This window comes from Parabacteroides sp. An277 (genome assembly GCF_002159645.1).
Lineage (GTDB): Bacteria > Bacteroidota > Bacteroidia > Bacteroidales > Tannerellaceae > Parabacteroides.
Genome location: NZ_NFJB01000006.1, coordinates 1 through 20,915, shown reverse-complemented (window position 1 = coordinate 20,915; position 20,915 = coordinate 1). Strand labels below are relative to the sequence as shown.

General features: G+C 44.9%; 17 protein-coding genes and 2 tRNA genes. 15 read left to right on the top strand and 4 right to left on the bottom strand.

Going from position 1 to position 20,915, the window contains the following annotated elements; all coding sequences use genetic code 11:
- The first annotated feature begins 159 nt into the window (after positions 1–159).
- The 4 genes from B5F77_RS03600 (at position 160) to B5F77_RS03585 (ending at position 1,906) form a co-directional block, all read left to right on the top strand.
- On the top strand, positions 160–678 hold the full coding sequence (locus tag B5F77_RS03600; protein WP_087327766.1) for a hypothetical protein: 519 nt from the start codon (positions 160–162) through the stop codon (positions 676–678).
- A 53-nt stretch (positions 679–731) separates the two neighbouring features.
- Positions 732–1,625, top strand: coding sequence for a 4-hydroxy-tetrahydrodipicolinate synthase (gene dapA, locus B5F77_RS03595; RefSeq protein WP_087327763.1), 894 nt, complete (start codon positions 732–734; stop codon positions 1,623–1,625).
- A 103-nt stretch (positions 1,626–1,728) separates the two neighbouring features.
- Positions 1,729–1,802: transfer RNA gene (locus B5F77_RS03590), tRNA-Arg, on the top strand.
- A gap of 30 nt (positions 1,803–1,832) precedes the next feature.
- Positions 1,833–1,906: transfer RNA gene (locus tag B5F77_RS03585), tRNA-Arg, on the top strand.
- A gap of 461 nt (positions 1,907–2,367) precedes the next feature.
- On the opposite strand, the gene B5F77_RS03580 is transcribed toward B5F77_RS03585, so the two are convergent.
- Together B5F77_RS03580 and B5F77_RS03575 are read right to left on the bottom strand one after the other, a co-directional pair.
- The gene (locus tag B5F77_RS03580) at positions 2,368–5,754 is read right to left on the bottom strand and encodes a glycoside hydrolase family 2 TIM barrel-domain containing protein (protein ID WP_087327760.1); all 3,387 of its coding nucleotides are present in this window, start codon (positions 5,752–5,754) and stop codon (positions 2,368–2,370) included.
- 104 nt (positions 5,755–5,858) lie between these two features.
- Positions 5,859–6,416 (bottom strand): DUF3332 domain-containing protein, encoded by a 558-nt coding sequence (locus B5F77_RS03575; protein ID WP_087327757.1) that lies wholly within the window; start codon positions 6,414–6,416, stop codon positions 5,859–5,861.
- Between the two features lie 91 nt (positions 6,417–6,507).
- On the opposite strand from B5F77_RS03575, the gene B5F77_RS03570 reads away from it, so the two are divergent.
- The 6 genes from B5F77_RS03570 to B5F77_RS03545 all read left to right on the top strand — a co-directional run bounded on the left by B5F77_RS03570 (position 6,508) and on the right by B5F77_RS03545 (position 14,986).
- Positions 6,508–8,445, top strand: coding sequence for an ABC-F family ATP-binding cassette domain-containing protein (locus B5F77_RS03570; protein ID WP_087327754.1), 1,938 nt, complete (start codon positions 6,508–6,510; stop codon positions 8,443–8,445).
- A gap of 429 nt (positions 8,446–8,874) precedes the next feature.
- A complete protein-coding gene (locus B5F77_RS03565; RefSeq protein ID WP_087327751.1) occupies positions 8,875–10,236 on the top strand; it encodes a hypothetical protein in 1,362 nt (453 codons plus the stop codon).
- A 29-nt stretch (positions 10,237–10,265) separates the two neighbouring features.
- Entirely contained in the window at positions 10,266–11,867 is a 1,602-nt protein-coding gene (locus B5F77_RS03560; protein ID WP_087327748.1) for an outer membrane protein transport protein, read from the top strand.
- Positions 11,868–12,119: 252 nt separating this feature from the next.
- Positions 12,120–12,713 carry a sigma-70 family RNA polymerase sigma factor gene (locus tag B5F77_RS03555; protein WP_087327745.1) on the top strand — a complete coding sequence of 198 codons (594 nt, stop codon included), beginning with the start codon at positions 12,120–12,122 and terminating at the stop codon, positions 12,711–12,713.
- A 338-nt stretch (positions 12,714–13,051) separates the two neighbouring features.
- Positions 13,052–13,702: a ribulose-phosphate 3-epimerase gene (gene rpe / locus B5F77_RS03550; RefSeq protein WP_087327742.1), complete on the top strand. Its 651-nt coding sequence runs from the start codon at positions 13,052–13,054 to the stop codon at positions 13,700–13,702.
- A 33-nt stretch (positions 13,703–13,735) separates the two neighbouring features.
- Positions 13,736–14,986, top strand: coding sequence for a ComEC/Rec2 family competence protein (locus B5F77_RS03545; RefSeq protein ID WP_087327739.1), 1,251 nt, complete (start codon positions 13,736–13,738; stop codon positions 14,984–14,986).
- A 113-nt stretch (positions 14,987–15,099) separates the two neighbouring features.
- Here B5F77_RS03545 and B5F77_RS03540 read toward each other — a convergent pair whose 3' ends face one another.
- Complete coding sequence (locus B5F77_RS03540; RefSeq protein ID WP_087327735.1) at positions 15,100–15,462, bottom strand: DUF4469 domain-containing protein; 363 nt, start codon at positions 15,460–15,462, stop codon at positions 15,100–15,102.
- Positions 15,463–15,509: 47 nt separating this feature from the next.
- Positions 15,510–15,956, bottom strand: coding sequence for a hypothetical protein (locus B5F77_RS03535; protein WP_087327732.1), 447 nt, complete (start codon positions 15,954–15,956; stop codon positions 15,510–15,512).
- Between the two features lie 310 nt (positions 15,957–16,266).
- Between B5F77_RS03535 and argR the strand changes: the two genes are divergently transcribed.
- From argR to B5F77_RS03510, 5 genes are all read left to right on the top strand, one after another.
- Entirely contained in the window at positions 16,267–16,716 is a 450-nt protein-coding gene (gene argR / locus B5F77_RS03530; RefSeq protein WP_087327729.1) for an arginine repressor, read from the top strand.
- A gap of 12 nt (positions 16,717–16,728) precedes the next feature.
- Complete coding sequence (locus tag B5F77_RS03525) at positions 16,729–17,289, top strand: GNAT family N-acetyltransferase (protein WP_087327726.1); 561 nt, start codon at positions 16,729–16,731, stop codon at positions 17,287–17,289.
- A gap of 127 nt (positions 17,290–17,416) precedes the next feature.
- Positions 17,417–18,622, top strand: coding sequence for an argininosuccinate synthase domain-containing protein (locus tag B5F77_RS03520; RefSeq protein ID WP_087327978.1), 1,206 nt, complete (start codon positions 17,417–17,419; stop codon positions 18,620–18,622).
- On the top strand, positions 18,619–19,587 hold the full coding sequence (gene argC / locus B5F77_RS03515; RefSeq protein WP_087327723.1) for an N-acetyl-gamma-glutamyl-phosphate reductase: 969 nt from the start codon (positions 18,619–18,621) through the stop codon (positions 19,585–19,587). Before B5F77_RS03520 ends, argC begins: the two co-directional genes overlap by 4 nt.
- 18 nt (positions 19,588–19,605) lie before the next feature.
- On the top strand, positions 19,606–20,739 hold the full coding sequence (locus tag B5F77_RS03510; RefSeq protein ID WP_087327720.1) for an aminotransferase class III-fold pyridoxal phosphate-dependent enzyme: 1,134 nt from the start codon (positions 19,606–19,608) through the stop codon (positions 20,737–20,739).
- Positions 20,740–20,915 lie beyond the last annotated feature (176 nt).

Genomic DNA, 20,915 nt, shown 5'->3' with positions numbered 1-20,915 from the left:
GACGATACGTAAAGAATAGATAGTTACTTATCGAAGTTTTCACGCCGGGTTTCCAAGTTTCTCCTCCTGTCGCGGAAGTTTTCGGCTCCTATTGTTCAGAAAAGAAACTTTTCCTACCTTTGTCGGGAGGTTGAACGAAGGAAAAAGAACAAACAAAGCATGATTTTGTCCTACTATTTTATCCGGAAACGGATACAAGAGCTGTTGAAACATCCTCAGGCGCGTCGGCGTCGTTTCTTCGCATGGAACGAGGTAAAAAGCCTGTGTATAATCTATTTACAAAAAGACTGTGCGGAAGCGGAAGCGTGCATAGCACAACTGGAAGCCATGGGGAAAAAGGTACATTGCCTCGTATTCGCCCCAGATACACAGGTTTCTTCTACGGGAAAAGAGGCGCAGTTGGTATGCACGAAGGCAGACATGAACCTATGGGCTTTTCCTTCTGAGGCCATCGAAAAGCATTTTTGCGCAGAGCCATGCGACATGTTGCTCGATTTAGTGCCAGACGAGCACTTGCCCCTCCAATATCTCGAACTAAAGCACCCGGCACCCTTCAAGATAGGCATCAAGAAGACATCGGACGGACTTTATGATTGCACGTTGGAGGTACCGAAACGCGATATTCGTTACATATTCGCACAAATGCTACATTATTTGCAAACATTCCGTTCAGCATAACTGAAATTTGTTTACTTTTGTGGGATAATATAGAGATTTGGCAATTACAAATTATGGCAGATATAAATTTGAAAGGAATGGGCGTAGCACTGGTTACCCCCTTCAAAGCAGATGAAAGTGTGGATTACGAGGCATTGGGCCGATTGGTAGATTATTTGCTCCAAAACGGAGCTGATTATCTGGTCGTATTGGGTACCACGGCCGAGACTCCAACATTGACCGAGGAAGAAAAGGACGAGATTAAGAAATTGGTGATAACGCGCGTACGACGCCGTATCCCCATCGTATTGGGCGTAGGAGGGAATTGTACGCGGGCGATTGTAGAGAAGCTGAAGCACGACGATTACGAAGGTATCGATGCGATTCTTTCGGTAGTGCCATACTATAATAAACCCTCTCAAGAAGGCATTTACCAACACTATAAAGCCATTGCCCAAGCAACGGAGCTCCCCATTATCCTCTACAACGTGCCGGGACGGACGGGCGTAAACATGACGGCCGAAACGACGCTCCGCATCGCTCGCGAGTTTAAAAACGTTATTGCCGTAAAAGAAGCCTCAGGAAACATTACGCAAATGGACGACATCATTAAAAACAAACCCGCGAACTTCAACGTCATTTCGGGTGATGATGGCATTACCTTCCCTCTCATCACGTTAGGGGCTATCGGTGTGATTTCCGTCATCGGAAATGCTTTTCCGCGCGAATTCGGCCGAATGGTGCGCCTGGGTTTGGCTGGCGATTATGAAAGCGCACGGATTATCCACCATCGTTTCACCGAACTGTTCAGCCTTTTGTTTGTGGATGGGAACCCGGCAGGCGTCAAAAGTATGCTCAACATGATGGGCTTTATGGAAAACAAGCTTCGTTTACCTTTAGTACCCACTCGTATAACGACTTACGAACGAATGCGCGAAGTATTGAATGCCTTGCGCATCAAATGTTGAAAAGAACGAACACGAAAAAATCGAGGAGGAATAAAAAAAATTCCCCAAAAGATTTGCAGATACAAAAAATATCACTACCTTTGCACTCGCAATAGAGAAACAAGGCTCGTTAGCTCAACTGAATAGAGCATCTGACTACGGATCAGAAGGTTATAGGTTTGAATCCTATACGAGTCACTTTTTCAGCGTTGCAAATACATTTTGGACGGCTCGTTAGCTCAACTGAATAGAGCATCTGACTACGGATCAGAAGGTTATAGGTTTGAATCCTATACGAGTCACAAGGCGGGAACTCCATCGGGTTTCCGCCTTTCTTTTTTTAAGCCAAAGCTATTTGGACTTCGAAAACAGTACAAACTTCATTCCATTTTTACTATTTATTCATTCAAGTAAAAATATCAGCAGAGATTTTACTATATTGTCGATTTAGCAAAATCTCGATACTGGATTTTACCGAATTATAGATTTAGTAAATTCCAGCATAGAGATTTTACTATTTTGTATAATTGGTAAAATATATTCCAGAGATTTTACTATATTATAGATTTAGTAAAATCTCGAACAAAAAATTTACTTATATATAGATTAGATAAAATATCATCCTCATTTTTTACTCAATATGAGCTTTAGTTAAAAATGGAAGTTAGCCAGAAGAGAAAACAAAAAAGGGGACCACCTTTCCTCCCGCTTTCGCGAAGAGGCAATGATCCCCAAAGATCGAATATGAACAAAGTGTTAGAAGCTATTTATAGCTATAAGCCGCCTTTTTGGCTGCATTATTGGCTTTCGCTCCTGGAATAAACGTAAAGCCCCACGTATATTCTTGGTCTGCCGGAAGTGTATATTCGGGTTCAGGACGCGAATACCAACTATCGTATCCAGCCAACCCTTGCTGCTTCAAATCTACACATACCTCTACGAAATCACGCGGAATGATATCTGTCGTATGTGTTTGACGTGGCTTGTCATACGGACCTATTTCCGGACGGTTTGCAATTTCCTCCGCAGAGAAGTTATTCCATTGGAAAGGCTTATCCGTTGCTTTCCCGCCATCGAAGTCTTCCACGCTGTTACGCAAGGCATTGAACTCCATCATATCATCGGCTACAAGCAAAAGATTTTGTCCTTTTCCGCCCAAAGCTAACCAACGTGTGTCGCAATGATGTCCATTTTCTTGCGGACGAGCATAAGGATAATAAAGCGCTTCGGCAGTACTCTTATATTGCCCGATAGGATAACCCGCTTTACGATCCCAATAATTCTCAAGCGGACCACGTCCGAAGTATTCTACTTGATCCATGGTTACTGGCAAACGGAAACGGACACCAATACGCGGAACTACCATTTTATCACGCTCGCTCACTTTATCGTCATCGCGTCCCGGAGAGAAAGTAGCCGTAGCCGTAGCTTCCGACACTTCAATTTTCACACCATCCAGATGAGCAGGAGTAAAGCGAGTTGCTACGTTCATCACACCATCCGGATAAATCTTATAAGTAATGTAGAAATTATTCCCAGCCGGCAGTTTGTATTCTACTTTCACCACAGCTGTATTATCTACAATCTCACCCGTCGCATTCGTGACATTGAAATTACGGCTTGAAAGTTCCCAGATTTCCAAACGAGCCGGGTTGCCACTACCATAATCATTATCATTCGGAGCACGCCAGAAGTTAGGCTGAATGCCGAAACCTTTATCAAAATACTCTTTGCCTCCTACTTTGTAAGAAGTTACCATGCCAGATTTCTTATCAAATACAAAGTTTACTTTCGAAGAAGAAACTTTCACTTCATTTCCATCTGTAGTAACGTCCAGCTTCGGACCATTCGCTTTATAAGCCATTTTTTCTACCGTCTCGACCGGAAGGATAAATTGTTCGTGCGCAATATCATATCCCGCAGGAATCAATCCATCCGCTTTCGTAGTAGTTACCACAAAATCCAAAAGATAATCCACGCCAGCTTGAGGTTTCAAAAGATTACCTAACGGTATCGTGATTTCTTTCGATGTCTGAGGAGCTAAATCCAGAGTCATTTTATTCCCTTTCAACAACTTATTATTAGCCTTAACCGTATAAGAAATCATAAAGTCTTTCAAGCTCGTAAAATAGAAACGGTTCTCCACCCGGATAATTCCTTTCTCCAAATCTACAGCTTCAAACCATACATTCTGGTGGGTATATTTCACCTCTTCCATTCCCGGATGCGGTGTGCGATCGGCCGCAATTACGCCATCACACACAAAATTACCATCACTCGGCATATCTTTTCCATAATCTCCACCATATGCAAAATAACGATTCCCATTAGCATCCGTTTTCCACATGGCATGTTCTACCCATTCCCAGATAAAACCACCTTGCAAGTTCGGATACTTATAAATCGCACGCCATTGATCCCAAAGATTTCCAGTTGAATTACCCATCGCATGCGCATACTCAGAAGGAACTATAGGACGGTCACTCCCTTCTTGTCCAATCTCTTCCAGCCAAGCGGCACTGGGATACTGAGGCACATACATATCCGTATTCCATTCCCATTGAGCACGCTCATAATTGACCGGACGGTGCATCATATCCTTTTCTTTATCCTTCAAATAGAGATATGTTTGATAGAAATTATATCCATTTCCAGCTTCATTCCCCAACGACCAGATTGTCACACAAGGATGGTTTTTATTGCGTTCATACATATTCTCAGTACGTACCATGTGCGGTTTCAACCATTCAGGATTGTTACCTAACGTACCTCCTTTACGGAGATTATAATACATACCATGCGATTCAATATTCGCTTCATCATAAACATAAAATCCATACTCGTCACAAAGTTCATAAAAGCGTCTATCTTGAGGATAATGCGAAAGGCGGATAGCGTTGATGTTATGTTGTTTCATCAATTCAAGATCTTTGCGCATCAACTCTTCTGGCACATACTTACCTGTCTCCGGATTTGTTTCATGAATATTTACCCCTTTGAATTTGATAGGTTGTCCATTGAAAAGGAACACCACATAAGGCTTTCCATTACCAGCAATTTGCGTTGTCTCTTTAATTTCAAAACGACGGAAACCTACATTCTGAGGAACAACCTCCACCACTTTTCCATTCTCTTTCACCGTCATCAAAAGTTTATAGAGATTAGGATGTTCCGCATTCCACGTAGTTACATTTGGCATTTCCTTCTCGAAAGAGGTCGTAGTGATGGCATTTGCCTTCGCACTCACCTTATTCGTAGAAGTAGCTACCACCTGTTTGTTGGCATCCAAGAGTTCATATACCACTTCGATATCCTGCGTTTGACTGGTATGGTTCTTAATATCTACCGACAACTTAAAGATACCATTCTTATAGGTATCATCCAGCGTAGAAATCACGCGGTAATCCTTTACCGCCACCTTCGGTTGCGACCAGAGGAATACATCTCGTTCAATACCGCTCATGCGCCAGAAATCTTGGCATTCAAGGTAAGAACCTGTACACCAACGGAAGATTTTCACGGCTAATTCGTTCTTACCGGGTTGCAGATAGGAATTGATAAGGAACTCGGCCGGATTCTTTGAATCTTCACTATAGCCCACTTCCTTTCCATTCACATAGACATACACGCCAGCTTTCGCTCCCGCGAGTTGCAGATAAATATCACGTCCGTCCCATCCTTCAGGTACTTCAAACGAACGACGGTATACACCTACCGGAATATCATCGGGCAATTTCGGAGGTTGCGGATTACGTGGCTTGAATTCATATCCATGATTAATATAAATAGGTACGCCAAACCCTTGCATCTCCCAGCTTCCCGGCACTTTGATATCAGCCCAATCGGTTGTACTGGTTGAAGGATCCGTAATGTTGGCAGGCAACTGGCGGTGCGAATCCGTATAATAGAACTTCCATGTCCCGTTCAGCAACTCGTAGTAAGGGCTATTTTCATATTGCGAAGTAAGCGCTGTTTCACGGTCACCATACGTCATGAACGACGCCCGAGGCGCTTCTTTGTTCACCCCCACTACCTGAATGTCTTGCCAATAAGGTAATGCAGGAGGATTCGTGTCGGCCGCCCACGCCGAGCTTACAATAAAGCCCGAAAGCAGGCCGGCCAGCATTGTTTTTTTCATTGTAATTTTCATTGTTTTTTTATAACTGTATTTTATTGTATTGATAGTTACATTTGAATGTAATTATAGTTATAATCCAAAACGATTCTCGTTATAATCCCATCCGATTCCAACGATTATCGCGCGGCATAATAACCATAATTCTGGGCTACTTGCTGGAAAGCCATCACACCGGCTTGGCTCAATTCGACGTTCATCGACTGCCCGTCGGGGAGATACATAACCACATCCTGCTCGCCTGTAAACTTCATCAGCTTGTATGCCTCTCCATTGGCTTCTACGCTCCAAGTCTTTTCTGCGTCATTGTAAACCAAATCTACGGCCGAATCCTTATCTCCTTCCTTTTCGATATGGTATCCATCCGTTTGGGTTTCTACCATATAGGTACCATTTTCCGTTTGAATAGTCTGCACCTTCCCGGCATCGGCCACCGGATTACTGCCACTCCAAAATTCAATAGAATTAAGAATAAGAATATCGGCCAAGCAAGAAATTTCATAAACAGGGATGATATGGAATACGATAAATACCACCTCGTTCACAAACTTGCTATTAATACCCTGATTCCAACTTAACAATTTGTTTGTCAATCCAAACGAACCAATACAAGATGTAAAGGTCATACTACCGGCCAATGCAACCGCTACACACAATGTTAAACTTTTCTTCTTCATGGTGTCACAAATTTTGATGTTAATAATATGCGAAGATAGAAAAATCTTTTCATGTGTTGTATCTTTGTAGCCGAATTTAAAGAAAAAAAGTATGATTTCAGTCGAAGGTTTACGCGTAGAGTTTGGGGGATTTACCCTCTTCGAAGATGTTTCATTCGTTATAAATAAGAAAGATAGGATTGCCTTAGTGGGTAAAAACGGGGCAGGAAAATCAACCCTCCTTAAAATATTAGCCGGACTTCAATCGCCTACAGGCGGCATCGTCAGCATACCCAAAGAAACGACTATTGGCTATTTGCCTCAGCACATGCAACTAAAGGATACACGCACCGTACGCGAAGAGGCCGAACAGGCATTCGACCATCTGCATGAGATGGAGCGTGAAATGGAACGCCTCAATGCCCAATTAGCCGAACGGACGGACTACGAATCGGATGCTTATCATAAACTCATCGAACAGGTGACGCATCTTTCCGAACAATTCCAAATGGCAGGAGGGACCAATTACCATGCGGAATTGGAACGTACGCTTTTAGGTTTAGGTTTCCGAAGAGAGGATTTCGACCGCCCGACGAGCGAGTTCAGCGGAGGATGGCGCATGCGCATCGAATTGGCCAAGCTCTTGCTGCGTCGTCCGGATGTGCTTCTTCTCGACGAACCTACGAATCACCTTGATATCGAATCCATCCAATGGCTCGAAACCTTTATCGCCACCCGGGCCAATGCCGTGGTACTCGTTTCACACGACCGGGCATTTATCGACAATACGACCTCTCGCACCATCGAAATCGAACTGGGGCATATTTATGACTATAAGGTAAAATATTCCGAATATGTCGTGCTCCGAAAAGAAAGGCGCGAGCAACAACTCCGTGCGTACGAAAACCAACAAAAGAAACTGGCCGATACAGAAGCCTTCATTGAGCGGTTCCGATACAAAGCCACTAAATCTTCGCAAGTGCAATCACGCATTAAACAATTGGAGAAAATCGAACGCATCGAAGTAGACGAAGTGGATACAGCTATGCTGAATTTGAAGTTTCCTCCGGCTCCTCATTCGGGAGCTTATCCGATTATTGCCGAAGAGGTTTCAAAGCGATATGGAGAACATCTTATTTTCGAGCACGTGAATTTTACCCTTCGTAGAGGCGAGAAAGTCGCTTTCGTAGGACGGAATGGCGAAGGTAAGTCTACGTTAGTTAAATGTATCATGGGCGAAATCCCGTTCGAGGGTTCTTTAAAGATAGGATATGGCGTAAAGATTGGTTATTTCGCGCAAAACCAAGCCCAGCTCTTGGACGAAAACAAAACCGTTTTTGAAACCATCGACTATGTGGCACAAGGAGATATCCGCACGAAGATACGCGACATCTTAGGCGCGTTCATGTTCGGAGGCGAGGCTTCTGAGAAGAAAGTGCGCGTACTATCAGGGGGTGAACGAAGCCGTCTGGCTATGATTCGCCTTTTGCTCGAACCCGTAAACCTCCTTATCCTCGACGAACCTACGAACCACCTCGATATGCGCTCGAAAGATGTCCTGAAGAATGCCTTGAAGGAATTCGACGGGACGGTCATCGTCGTCTCGCACGACAGGGAATTTCTCGATGGATTAGTAGAAAAAGTATATGAATTTGGTCATCAACGCGTCAAAGAACACTTAGGCGGCATTTACGACTTTCTTGAAAAGAAAAAACTCGAAAGCTTGCAAGAGCTGGAAAAGAATACTACGATGCAAAAGCAAACGAATGCCGAATCTCCCAGTTCGAGTGATTCCAAACTTAATTACGAAGCACGCAAAGAGTTGAACCGCCAAATCAAACGGCAAGAGAAACTGGTAGCCGAAGCTGAACATCGCATCGAAGAGCTGGAGCAATCCATCACCGAACTCGAAACTCGCCTCGCTTCGCCCGAAGGAGCTTCCGACCCTTCCCTTTATACTCAATATGCCGAACAAAAGCGCGCTTTATCGGAAGCCATGGACCAATGGACGGAACAGACCCTACAATTAGAAGAAATGAAGGGAGCTTAAAAAAGAAAACACACGGGAGATTCTCTATCTTTAGGCTAAAGATATATATCTGCAACTTAAAGATACGTATCTGCAACCTAAAGATATGTATCTTTAGCCTAAAGATAGAGAATTGCTCGGATGTTTCTGTTTTTTTATCAGGCAGGGCGTACTATTGTCCGGAGATGGATATTTTCTCATGCAGCTATTTGTTTCCGCTGTGCATCTTCTTATTAAATAGGGGAAAAGGCAAAAGGCTTGTAATGAATGTTAAAGTCTTCCCTTCTTAAAACACAAGCCGAAAGAAATGCGTTATATTTGTAGCTAAATGGGCTATATTTGTAGATGAAATGAAAGCGAACGTAGATTTTGTACCGTATCCTAATTAAACGAGGCAAGCATGGCAAAGTCTAAATCATACCAACAACAAAAGCAAAAGGAGATAACGATATGAAACGAATAAAATTAACATCTTGGTTAGCAATGCTTCTGCTCTCGGGCGGTGTCGTAGCGCAAGAGCAATTTTTTGACGACATTTATTATTCGGGTTCGAATAAAGATCATAAAAAAGTAGAGGAAGCAGAAGCGCAAGACGAACCGGTGAACACGGAAGACACCGTGTCCACGGCAGCCTATACACGTGTGGCTTCAGATACCGATGAATGGGATGTGGATGCATATAACCGACGCTATTCGCCGGATGAAGTATCCAACGAAACAATCGCGTTGGGCGACGACCAAATTGTAGAACGCACGCAAGTATCGGTCGAGGAAGAACCGGAACGCCGTTCGGATTTGGAATATACGGAACGCATCATCCGTTATCATTCGCCCAGCAAAGTGTCCATCGTAGGAGCCGACCAAGTGGATTTATACCTGGACGACGGCTATTATGCCTACGATTATGGCACCGATTATAGCGATGGATACACGAACGTATCGGTCAACCTCAACTTTGGCTCGCCTTGGTATTCGTGGGGTTGGTACGATCCTTGGTACCGTCCGTGGGGTTATTACTCCTCTTGGTGGTATCGTCCTTACTATTGGGGTTGGGGCGGATGGTATGCAGGCTGGTACGATCCTTGGTTCGACCCGTGGTGGGGTCCTTCGTGGAGTTGGGGAGGCTGGTATGGAGGCTATTGGGGACATCCTCATTACCATCACCATTTCGCTTATGCTCCTTCTTACCATTATCGGAACGGACGCTCAGGATATGAACGAGGCACAGGTCGCCCGGCCGCAAATGTGAACGGATTACGCAACGAGGGTGTCTATACGAGCGGACGGAATGCAGGGCATGTGACCTCAAGCTCGGGCAGAGGTTCGGGGCGTTACGCTTCTTCGAATGCCACTTCATTGAAATCGAATGGCATCAGTAGCGGACGGGGTTCAGGACGTTATTCGTCGTCCAACTCGACTTCGCTCAAGTCCCAGAGTTTGAATAGCGGACGAGGCTCCGGGCGTTCTTCTTCCATTGGACGCAGCTCAGGTACGACTTCCACACGGAATAGCGCCATCTCCTCTTCTTCACGGACACGGATGAGTACAGGCACCTCTTCCTATTCAAACGGACGTTCGGCTGGCCGTTCTTCTTATTCGACGGGAAGAAGCTCGTTCAATAGCCGGAGTACATTGAATAATAATCGGAATAGCCTCTCCGTACCGCGGAACAACACGCGTTCGTATAGCACGCCATCCTATAATAGCTCCCGTTCGAGCGGTTCAATCAGCCGGGGAAGTAGCTTCGGTGGCGGACGTTCAAGCGGAGGAAGCGTAGGCGGAAGCAGTCGTGGAAGCGGACGAGGAAGATAATACATAGTAAAGTTGAAAAGATTTAGAAGATGAAAAAAGTATTGACAATCGCATCGGCGTTGGCCCTTTCGACCAGCTTCGCTTTCGCGCAAGGGCTAACGGATGCTTATAAATATGTAAACAACGGAGACGTAACAGGTACGGCCCGTAGCATGGCCATGGGAGGCGCATTCGGTGCCTTGGGTGGAGACATATCTGTCATGAACCACAACCCCGCCGGATTGGCCATCTATCGGAGTTCGGAAGTCGTGGCCACGATCGATGTTTCCAATATGGCCTCCAAAAGCAATTGGCAAGGCAATAATATCGAACAAAAGGATACCAAGTTCAACTTCGACAACATCGCCTACGTAGGTTATTTCCCTACCGGCCATGACGATGGATTAGTAAGTTGGAACGTCGGATTCTCGTATAACCGACTCAAGAACTTTTCGCGGAGTTTCCGGATGGGAATGGGCGGAGGCATGCCCTCTTCGCTTACCGATTACATAGCTGCCCGGGCCAATGTAGGCGGATTGACACCGGATGATTTGGTAGCCATAAAGGATAACAACGGGAATTATACCTACGATCCTTATAATTATGTAAGCGATTGGCTCTCTGTCTTAGGTTATGAAGCCGGCTTTATCAAGCATAACGGAGGCGCGTATGAATCGGTCCTAAATTCAACAGGATTGAATTATAATTGGGACAATACCGTATTAGAAATGTACGAATCAGGAGCGATTGACCAATATGCCATCGCTTTTGGTACAAATATCTCCGATTTCCTGATGCTGGGTGTTACGCTCTCGATTACCGATCTAAACTACGACCTGAGCTCCTATTACGCTGAAGACTACAATTCCACGTCCGACTTCAAAAGTTTTACAGATATATGGAATGGTTTATCGACGGATGGAACTGGATATGGCATCAATGTCGGTGTCTTGGTTCGCCCGATCGACTTCCTTCGCATCGGCGTGGCTTACAACTCGCCTACTTGGTATAAGATGACCGATAGCTATTTTGCTAAAGCCAATTCGGATATCGAAGGAACACCAGCAAGGATAGAAAACATAACCACGCCTGAGAATGCGGTGACCGACTATAAATACCGCACACCCGACAAGTGGTTATTCAGCGCGGCCGCCATCATTGGGCAAGTAGGTTTGATCAGCGTCGATTACGAAATGACAAACTACCGGCGGATGAAGATGTACGACCGGAATGGAACCGAGAACCTCTCGACCAACACCGCCATCAACCAGCTTTTGGGCATTTCCAATACGATACGCGTCGGAGCAGAAGTGAAGGTCACGCCCCAATTTGCTGTCCGTGCGGGCTATACTTGGACAGGTAGCGGCCTGGGTGATGCGTTGAAAGAGGGCAATACCGAGGTGGTAACCGTCGGGACGATTCCCCATTACACGCTCGACCAAGGCATAACGAACTATACCGTCGGGTTTGGATATCGCTTCACGCCCCAGTTCTATGCCGACGTGGCCTGCGTCTTCAAGACCATGAAAGAGGATGTCTATGCCTTCTCTCCTATTTATTCCAACGAAGGAGACTTGCTGGCAACACCGACATCAGCCTCATTGAAGACAAACACCACGCGCGTAGCGTTGACACTTGGTTATAAATTCTAAGATCCATAACGATAAATCCATCCGATTATAGGCATAAACGAAATGGATTATAGTTATAGATTTCGTCCTTAAAAATCCTTTGTTCGTACAAGAAAGTACGGGCAAAGGATTATTCTTTGAAAAAAGAAAAGAAAAAATTTGGTCGTTTCAACCAGATTGTATTTCTTTGTAGCAAATAAATATATGTTTAACTCTTAAAAACGAATCGCCTATAGCATAACATTACGCAAGAAACTAAAAAATATAGCAGTAATGAATACATTGGATTTGTTGACAGATGAAAATCTGGTCATCCTTTATGCGGAAGGTAATAACGCTGCCTTCGACGTATTGTTGAATCGTCATAAGGCAAGCATTCATTCCTACATTTATTTCATTGTTCGGAATAAGGAATTGGCAGAAGACTTATTCCAAGAGACGTTTGTAAAGGTCATCATGACCATCAAACAGGGTCGTTATACGGAGAATGGAAAGTTTAAAGCATGGATTACACGGATTGCTCACAATTTGATTATAGATAACTTCCGCCAAGAACGGAATGAAAATACCATATCGAATGATGAGGTGGAAGTAGATTTGTTTAACAACGTAAATCTATGCGACCGTACGATTGAAGACCAAATGGTAGAACATCAAGTCTATGCCGATATCCGCAAGCTCATCCGCTTTTTGCCAGAAAATCAGCGGGAAGTGTTGGAAATGCGTTATTATCAAGATTTGAGTTTTAAGGAAATTGCCGATTTGACGGGAGTAAGCATCAACACGGCTTTGGGAAGGATGCGCTATGCCATCTTGAACCTTCGTCGCATGGCAGACGAACATCACATCGAGTTGTCTATTGCTTAAGTTTGGATAAAAAATCGAGTCTTTTTGTACAATATAACCGAAAGGCATTCGTTTTATAATTGTAATTGGAAATAAATAAAACGAATGCCTATGAAGAAAGTCTCTACATCTTGTATTACTGATTCAAAGGGAAAAGACAAACGGGCCGAAGGTATAAACCCAAGCGAACGGACACTTGATTTTTTGAGGCAATTTGCCCGCACATATCATGCTGAACCTACATTGGATGTACGCTTGTGTGGCTTTATATTGAATTAGTAAATGAAATAAAAAGGGAATGCCAGACGACGCATTCCCTTTTTTTGTACCTTTGCCGAAAATAAAATAAATAACAAACAATGAAACATCTGATTGCTCCCTCTTTGCTCTCTGCAGATTTCATGAATCTAAGGCAGGAAGTCGAAATGATAAACCATAGCGAAGCGGATTGGCTCCATTTAGATATTATGGATGGGGTGTTTGTGCCCAACATCTCGTTTGGTTTTCCAGTCTTGGAAGGATTGAAATCTATTTGCAAGAAACCTATGGATGTCCACTTGATGATTGTCGAACCGGGAAAGTTCGTGCACGAAGTAGCCGAGACGGGCGCTTACATGATGAACGTCCATTACGAAGCTTGCACACATCTGCACCGAACCATCGCAGCCATCAAGGAAGCAGGTATGAAAGCTGGCGTGACACTCAACCCGCATACGCCCGTTTCCCTGCTCGAAGATATTATCCAAGATGTCGATATGGTATTGCTCATGTCTGTAAATCCGGGTTACGGTGGACAGAAATTCATTGAGCATTCGGTAGAGAAAACGCGTTGCCTTCGCGAAATGATTACGCGGAAAGGATTGAATACGCTCATCGAGATTGACGGCGGTGTGAATCTTGAAACGGGCAAACGCCTGTTGGAGGCGGGAGCGGATATCTTGGTCGCCGGAAGTTTCGTATTCAAGGCGCCGAACCCGATAAAAGTAATTCATGATTTAAAAGCTTTATAAAAGACTTCACAACTCAAACCTCAACTATGAATAATGGCAGAAGAATTTCAGAAGCGACCCTTCGCGAGGTTGCTTATCCTTTGGATTAGTGGGATATGTATCGCAACGTACGTGCCTTTTCCCGGGTGGATAGGAATAGGCGCGGCGTTGTTCTTTTTTCTCTTTTTGGTTCTGACGAAGCCTGTCGAGGCACGCCTTTCGTTCGCGTCGCGAGGGAATTGGGGCATGCTCTTCGCCGTTTTTTTCTTGTGTTTATCCATTGGATATGTCCGCTACCGGTTACGTTGGGAAGGTACCGATGAGTTATCAGCTTGGCAAATCTATTTCCGGGAATGGCAACTCCGCCTGCTCGCTTCGTTGGATGTTTTGGATTTGGCAGAACAAGAAAAGAACGTGCTGGCCACACTGACGTTAGGCTATCGCCAGCATTTGGATTGGACCATCCGCGAGCGGTTCAACTTCTCGGGCGCGGCGCACATCTTGTCGGTGAGCGGCTTTCACGTCGGCGTCGTGTATGCTTTTTTACGGGCTTGTTTGTTTTTTCTTCCCGAACACACGCTATTTCGGTACGTGAAGCAAATACTTTTGCTTATGGGGATTTGGGGGTTTACCTTGCTGGCCGGAATGGAATCGCCTGCCGTCCGTTCAGCCTTGATGCTTTCGTTCTACTTGGTCGGGAAGCTGCTGGTACGACGCGCGGATTCATACAACACCTGGGCGGCGTCTGCCTTCTGCATGTTAGTCTACAATCCATTCTACCTGTTCGACTTAGGCTTCGAGTTAAGCTACCTCGCCGTGCTTTCCATCCTCTTCTTTTATCGCCGGATTCGCGGATGGTTCGCCCTGCGAAATCCAGGTTTGCAAATGCTTTGGGACTGGGTGGCGGTCAGTCTCGCCGCACAAATCGGGACGCTTCCGCTCTGCTTTTACTATTTCGGGCAGATATCGTCTGTCTCGATGCTGGTGGCCCTGCCTGTCACGGTCTATTCCATACTCCTTATTCCCTGTGCTTTATGTTGGATTATGCTTTATCAGTTCGGATGCGCATGGAGTTGGGTCGGTACTGGTGTCGCCTGGCTCACCTCCTCCTTCTGTCACTTCATCGACCGCATGGGACGCATCCCGCCACTCGCCGCAAGCCGTCCCTTTACGCCACTCCTACTCGCCCTTTCCTACGCCACGCTCCTCGCCTTCTGCATCTACTTATATAATAAGGAGAAACGCTACCTATTTGCCACCTTGTCTCTCCTCCTGCTCTTTTCGCTCGCCCTCCTTCTTTTTTAACCCTGAAACCTTCGTCTGGCTTTATTTATTTCGATCAGAATGACGCAGAGGAATATAGAAAGGCGCGAAGCATTCATAACCTCGCGCCTTTCGCTCCTTCGTTTTCTTTGTGTTTACATCAACAACGTTATCTCTTCCGGGAACTTAATTACCACCGGCTCCAGGCGTGGCGGATTCCCTTCCCCATTATAATAGGTCTCGATGCGGAGCGAATATTTCCCTTCTGTCAAGTATTCCGTCATCGTAAATTCGATGTGGGTGACTGTGTTCAACGTGATATTCGCGGCCGGCACCTTGTCATCGAGCGGCTCCTCAGACCACGTGGAAGCAAGAATCAAATCGCCCGCCGCGTCGCCTGATTGATTTAATAAAGTAAGTCCTGTGCCTTCGATAACTGTCGTTTTCCCCTTCTTAATTATTGTATGCACAGAGAACTCGGAAAACACATTATTAAATAAACTCTTAATACGTAACATTTGATGTTCGATGTTCCATATTTACTAAACAGAAGGCTTGCTATCCTCTACCATAATCTCTTTAACTTCTGTATCATTTCCGTTACCTGTTTCAAGGTTATCGTTTTCACATCTATATTTCCAAACTGTTTCTTTAATTCTGCAATCTTAACTCCTTTATTCAATACTTCTAAAAATTCAGGATATGATTCAAATACAAATTCTTTTGTCTTTTCCCAGTTATACTTTGGTTCATTCTCTTTTTTGATTTGCTCTGAAATTCTTATACACACTTTGTTACCGATTATATACGATTCATCCCATTCATCATATATCTTTCTGTATCCATAGATATCTATTAGACTTAATCTAATCTCATAATACTTATTTTTATTTCGTTCGGTACTACCTATTATTATACTACTTTTAGGTTCAAGATCTCTATAACCACTAAAACCTTCACAAGTAACATTAAAAAGGTCATAATTCTCAACTTGCTTTTTCTCTGTTTTCATATCTTACTATTTTTAGTATTACTTTTTTGCAGGTAAGATAAGAAGAATATTTCATATGAGCAAAAATCGAAATAGAAAATGTAAAAAAAATTCCAAATTGGAATCCGCACCCTCCCCACCATCTTTTTTATAAAAGGAAATTCGTATCTTTGGAACAACTAAAAAATCCGAAATGCGGCACACCTCCCCATCGTAAAAAAACGGGAAACATTCCCGTTGTATTCATTTTTCCAGAAAAAGAGAATCAAATTTGTATATTTATTCAATTCTATTGCCTATCTTTGCAGCCTCGATTGAATATTTATACAAAATGAGCACGAAGAAAGAGCGTTTGGAAACGATTGGACGAATTATCGGAGAAGAGGCGATTTACAATCAAGAGCAGTTGATGAAGCGCTTGAATGAGGAGGGTTTTGTGGTGACGCAGGCTACGCTTTCACGCGATATTCGTCAGTTGAAAGTAGCCAAAGTACATGATGCCAACGGGATGTATGTCTACCGATTGCCCGAATCTCAGACGTTCACACCCAAGCAAGCTCCGGAAACGATAGCACCGAATATCGAATTCTCAGGGAATTTGGCCGTTATTAAGACGCGCCCCGGATATGCCATGGGTATCGCTTCAGACATTGACACGCATGCACCGAAGGAAATCTTAGGTACTATTGCAGGCGACGACACGATTCTCGTCATCCCGCGCGAAGGGTTCAACCGGCAAAGTGTCTTGGAGGCATTGACTCATTATATAATAAGAAAATAAGAACAAATAAATATGGAACAACAAGTAGAAGTAGACGTGATGATTGCCGAGGCTTCACACGAGGTGTATGTAGACACGATCTTGAAGACCATTGAAGAGGCGGCAAAAGTACGCGGTACAGGCATTGCCAAACGGACACACGAGTACGTGGCACAGAAAATGAAGGAAGGAAAAGCGGTCATCGCGTTGGCGGGAGACCGATTCGCGGGGTTCAGTTACATCGAATCGTGGGGGAACAAAGAGTATGTCACGACATCAGGATTGATTGTCCATCCGGATTTCCGCGGACTGGGTATTGCTAAACGTATCAAAGAGATGACGTTCCAATTGGCTCGGATGCGTTGGCCTCATGCGAAAATATTCAGCCTGACGTCGGGCGCGGCGGTGATGAAGATGAATACGGAGTTGGGCTACGTTCCCGTCACTTTTGCCGATTTGACAACCGACGAAGCCTTCTGGCGCGGATGCCAAGGATGCATCAACCACGACATTCTGGAGCGTACCAACCGCCGCTATTGTATCTGTACCGGAATGCTTTACGACCCAGATGCACACAAAATGGAACATCAATAAAAACACAATACTAAAAGTAAAAAATAAGAACGTGAATGAACGGATTTAGTACGATGAATGAAACAAATGACGGCGTCAATTTTTTCCATTCTCCATGCTTCATTCTTCATTCTTAATTAACGAAAATATGGAAAAGAAGAAGAAAGTAGTTGTCGCATTCAGCGGCGGATTGGATACATCTTTCACGGTGATGTATCTGGCAAAAGAAAAAGGGTATGAAGTATATGCTGCTTGTGCCAATACGGGCGGATTCAGTGCCGAGCAATTGAAACAAAACGAAGAAAATGCGTACAAACTGGGTGCTACAAAGTATGTAACACTCGATGTAACGCAGGAGTATTATGAAAAGAGCCTCAAGTTTATGATTTTCGGGAATGTGCTCCGCAATGGGACCTATCCTATTTCTGTAAGTTCTGAACGTATCTTCCAAGCACTAGCGATTGCCCGTTATGCCAACGAGATTGGCGCAGACGCGATTGCTCACGGTTCGACGGGGGCCGGAAACGACCAGGTGCGTTTCGATATGACGTTCCTCGTACTGGCTCCGAACGTGGAAATCATCACGCTGACGCGCGATATGGCGCTAAGCCGCGACTTCGAAATCAATTATTTAAAGGAACATGGTTATGTAGCAGACTTCACGAAACTGAAATATTCTTATAATGTGGGCTTGTGGGGTACGTCGATTTGCGGAGGCGAAATCCTCGATTCAGCCCAAGGCTTGCCCGAATCGGCTTATTTAAAGCAAGTAAAGAAGACGGGCAGCGAGCAACTCCGCCTCACGTTCGAGAAGGGTGAGCTGAAAGCCGTCAACGATGAACGCTTCGACGACCCGATTAAAGCTATCCAAAAAGTAGAAGAGATCGGCGCAGCATACGGTATCGGACGCGACATGCACGTGGGTGACACAATCATCGGCATCAAAGGGCGTGTCGGATTTGAAGCTGCTGCTCCGATGTTGATTATCGGTGCACATCGATTCTTAGAAAAATACACTTTGAGTAAGTGGCAACAATACTGGAAAGACCAAGTAGCCAACTGGTACGGCATGTTCTTGCACGAAAGCCAATACTTGGAACCGGTAATGCGCGACATCGAAGCAATGCTTCAGGAATCCCAACGCAACGTAAACGGTACGGCTATCCTCGAACTCCGTCCGCTTTCCTTCTCGACCGTCGGCGTGGAATCTCCAGACGATTTGGTGAAGACGAAGTTCGGTGAGTATGGCGAAATGCAAAAGGGTTGGACAGCTGAAGACGCCAAAGGCTTCATTAAAGTACTCTCTACGCCACTCCGTGTCTATTATACGAACCATAAGGACGAGAAAATATGATTAAAGTAGGAATTATAGGGGGGGCAGGTTATACAGCAGGCGAACTTATTCGCCTGCTGCTCAACCATCCGGATGTAGAAATAGCCTTCATCAACAGCACAAGCAACGCCGGGAATCGCATCACAGATGTACACGAAGGGTTGTATGGAGAAACAGATTTGCGCTTCACTTCCGAACTGCCTCTAGACGAAATCGATTGTCTTTTCTTCTGCACAGCGCATGGCGATACGCGGAAATTCATGGAGTCGCATACGGTTCCGGCACATGTAAAAATCATTGATCTTTCGATGGATTACCGCATCAAGAGCGAAGAGCACGATTTCGTATATGGTTTGCCGGAATTGAACCGCCGGGCGATTTGTGAAGCGAACCACATTGCCAATCCGGGTTGCTTTGCGACTTGCATCCAGTTGGGAGTGCTTCCGCTGGCCAAACATTTAATGTTGAACTCGGATTTGCACGTGAATGCCATTACAGGTTCGACGGGCGCGGGCGTGAAACCATCGGCCACGTCGCACTTTAGTTGGCGGAATGACAATATCTCCATCTACAAACCGTTTACGCACCAACATTTGGCTGAAATCAACCAAAGCTTGGTACAATTACAGAACAGCTTCAAGAGCCAAATCAACTTCATTCCAGTACGAGGCAATTTCTCGCGAGGCATTTTTGCAACCACATATCTGGATTGCAAAATTGAGTTGAGCGAAATTCGTCGTATTTACGAAGAATATTATAACGACCATTCATTTACGTTCATCGTCGACAAAAATCCGGACTTGAAGCAAGTGGTCAACACCAACAAGTGTCTCATTTACTTGCAAAAGTATGAAGACAAATTGTTGATTGTATCGATGATAGACAATCTGCTGAAAGGTGCTAGTGGGCAAGCACTCCACAACATGAATCTGATGTTCGGATTGGAGGAAACGGTGGGGTTGCATCTAAAGCCATCAGCGTTTTAATAAAGAAGGGAAACTAATATGAAACTATTCGACGTATATCCATTATTTAACATAGAAATCGTACAAGGCAAAGGTTGCCATGTGTATGATAAAGAGGGGAACGAGTACCTCGACCTTTATGGCGGCCATGCTGTTATTTCTGTAGGCCATAGCCACCCAACATATGTAAAGGCTATCAGCGAACAGGTAGCTAAGCTCGGATTTTATTCAAACTCCGTCATCAACAGCCTGCAACAAACGTTGGCAGACAAGCTCGGTGTGGCATGCGGCTACGACGAGTATGCACTCTTTTTGATTAACTCCGGCGCCGAGGCGAACGAGAATGCGCTGAAATTAGCATCGTTCCATAACGGAAAGCGCCGCGTACTGGCTTTTAAGCACTCTTTCCACGGAAGAACATCCGCTGCAGTGCGAGTAACGGATAATCCGAAGATTATCGCTCCAGTAAATGAAGGGCTAGACGTTACCTATCTTCCACTCAACGATCCTTACGCCGTAGAGGCAGAGTTGAAGAAAGGAGATGTATCGTCTGTCATCATCGAAGGCATCCAAGGTATAGGTGGAATTCAGCTGCCAACGGACGAATTCATGCGCAGCCTCCGCGAACTTTGTACCAAATATGAAGCTGTGTTGATTCTTGACGAAATCCAATCCGGATATGGACGAAGCGGAAAATTTTTCGCACATCAATATGCCGGTATTCGTCCAGACCTCATCACTATGGCCAAAGGCATTGCCAACGGTTTCCCGATGGGTGCCGTGCTGATTAGCCCGATGTTCAAACCAGTGTATGGCATGTTAGGAACTACGTTTGGTGGAAACCATCTCGCCTGTGCAGCCGCCATCGCTGTATTGAATATTATGAATGAAGAGAATCTCGTTGTCAATGCCGGAAAGGTCGGTGCTTATTTGATGGAACAACTCCGTCAACTTCCGGGCATCAAGGAGGTGCGCGGTCGCGGCTTAATGATTGGAGTAGAATTTGAAGAGTCCATCAAAGAGATTCGCTCGCGCCTCTTATTCGACGAGAAGGTATTCACAGGCGTGGCCGGAACGAACACCATCCGTCTCCTTCCGCCGCTTTGCCTCACGCTAGACGAGGCTGCTGAGTTCATTCGTCGTTTCCGCCACGTATTGGGTTTGAAAGCGTAAGAAACGGATTTGTTCTTTATTTTGACGATTCATTTTATATTTTTAAGGGGCTGTGTCAAAATAGACGCAGCCTCTTTTTTATGAATAAAGGCTTCTGGATGGCGTCCGTATGAATGTAATAGTTTGCCTCCATTCGTTGTTTCGTAGCGAAAGCCTCGCGTAACTCATGGCGAGAC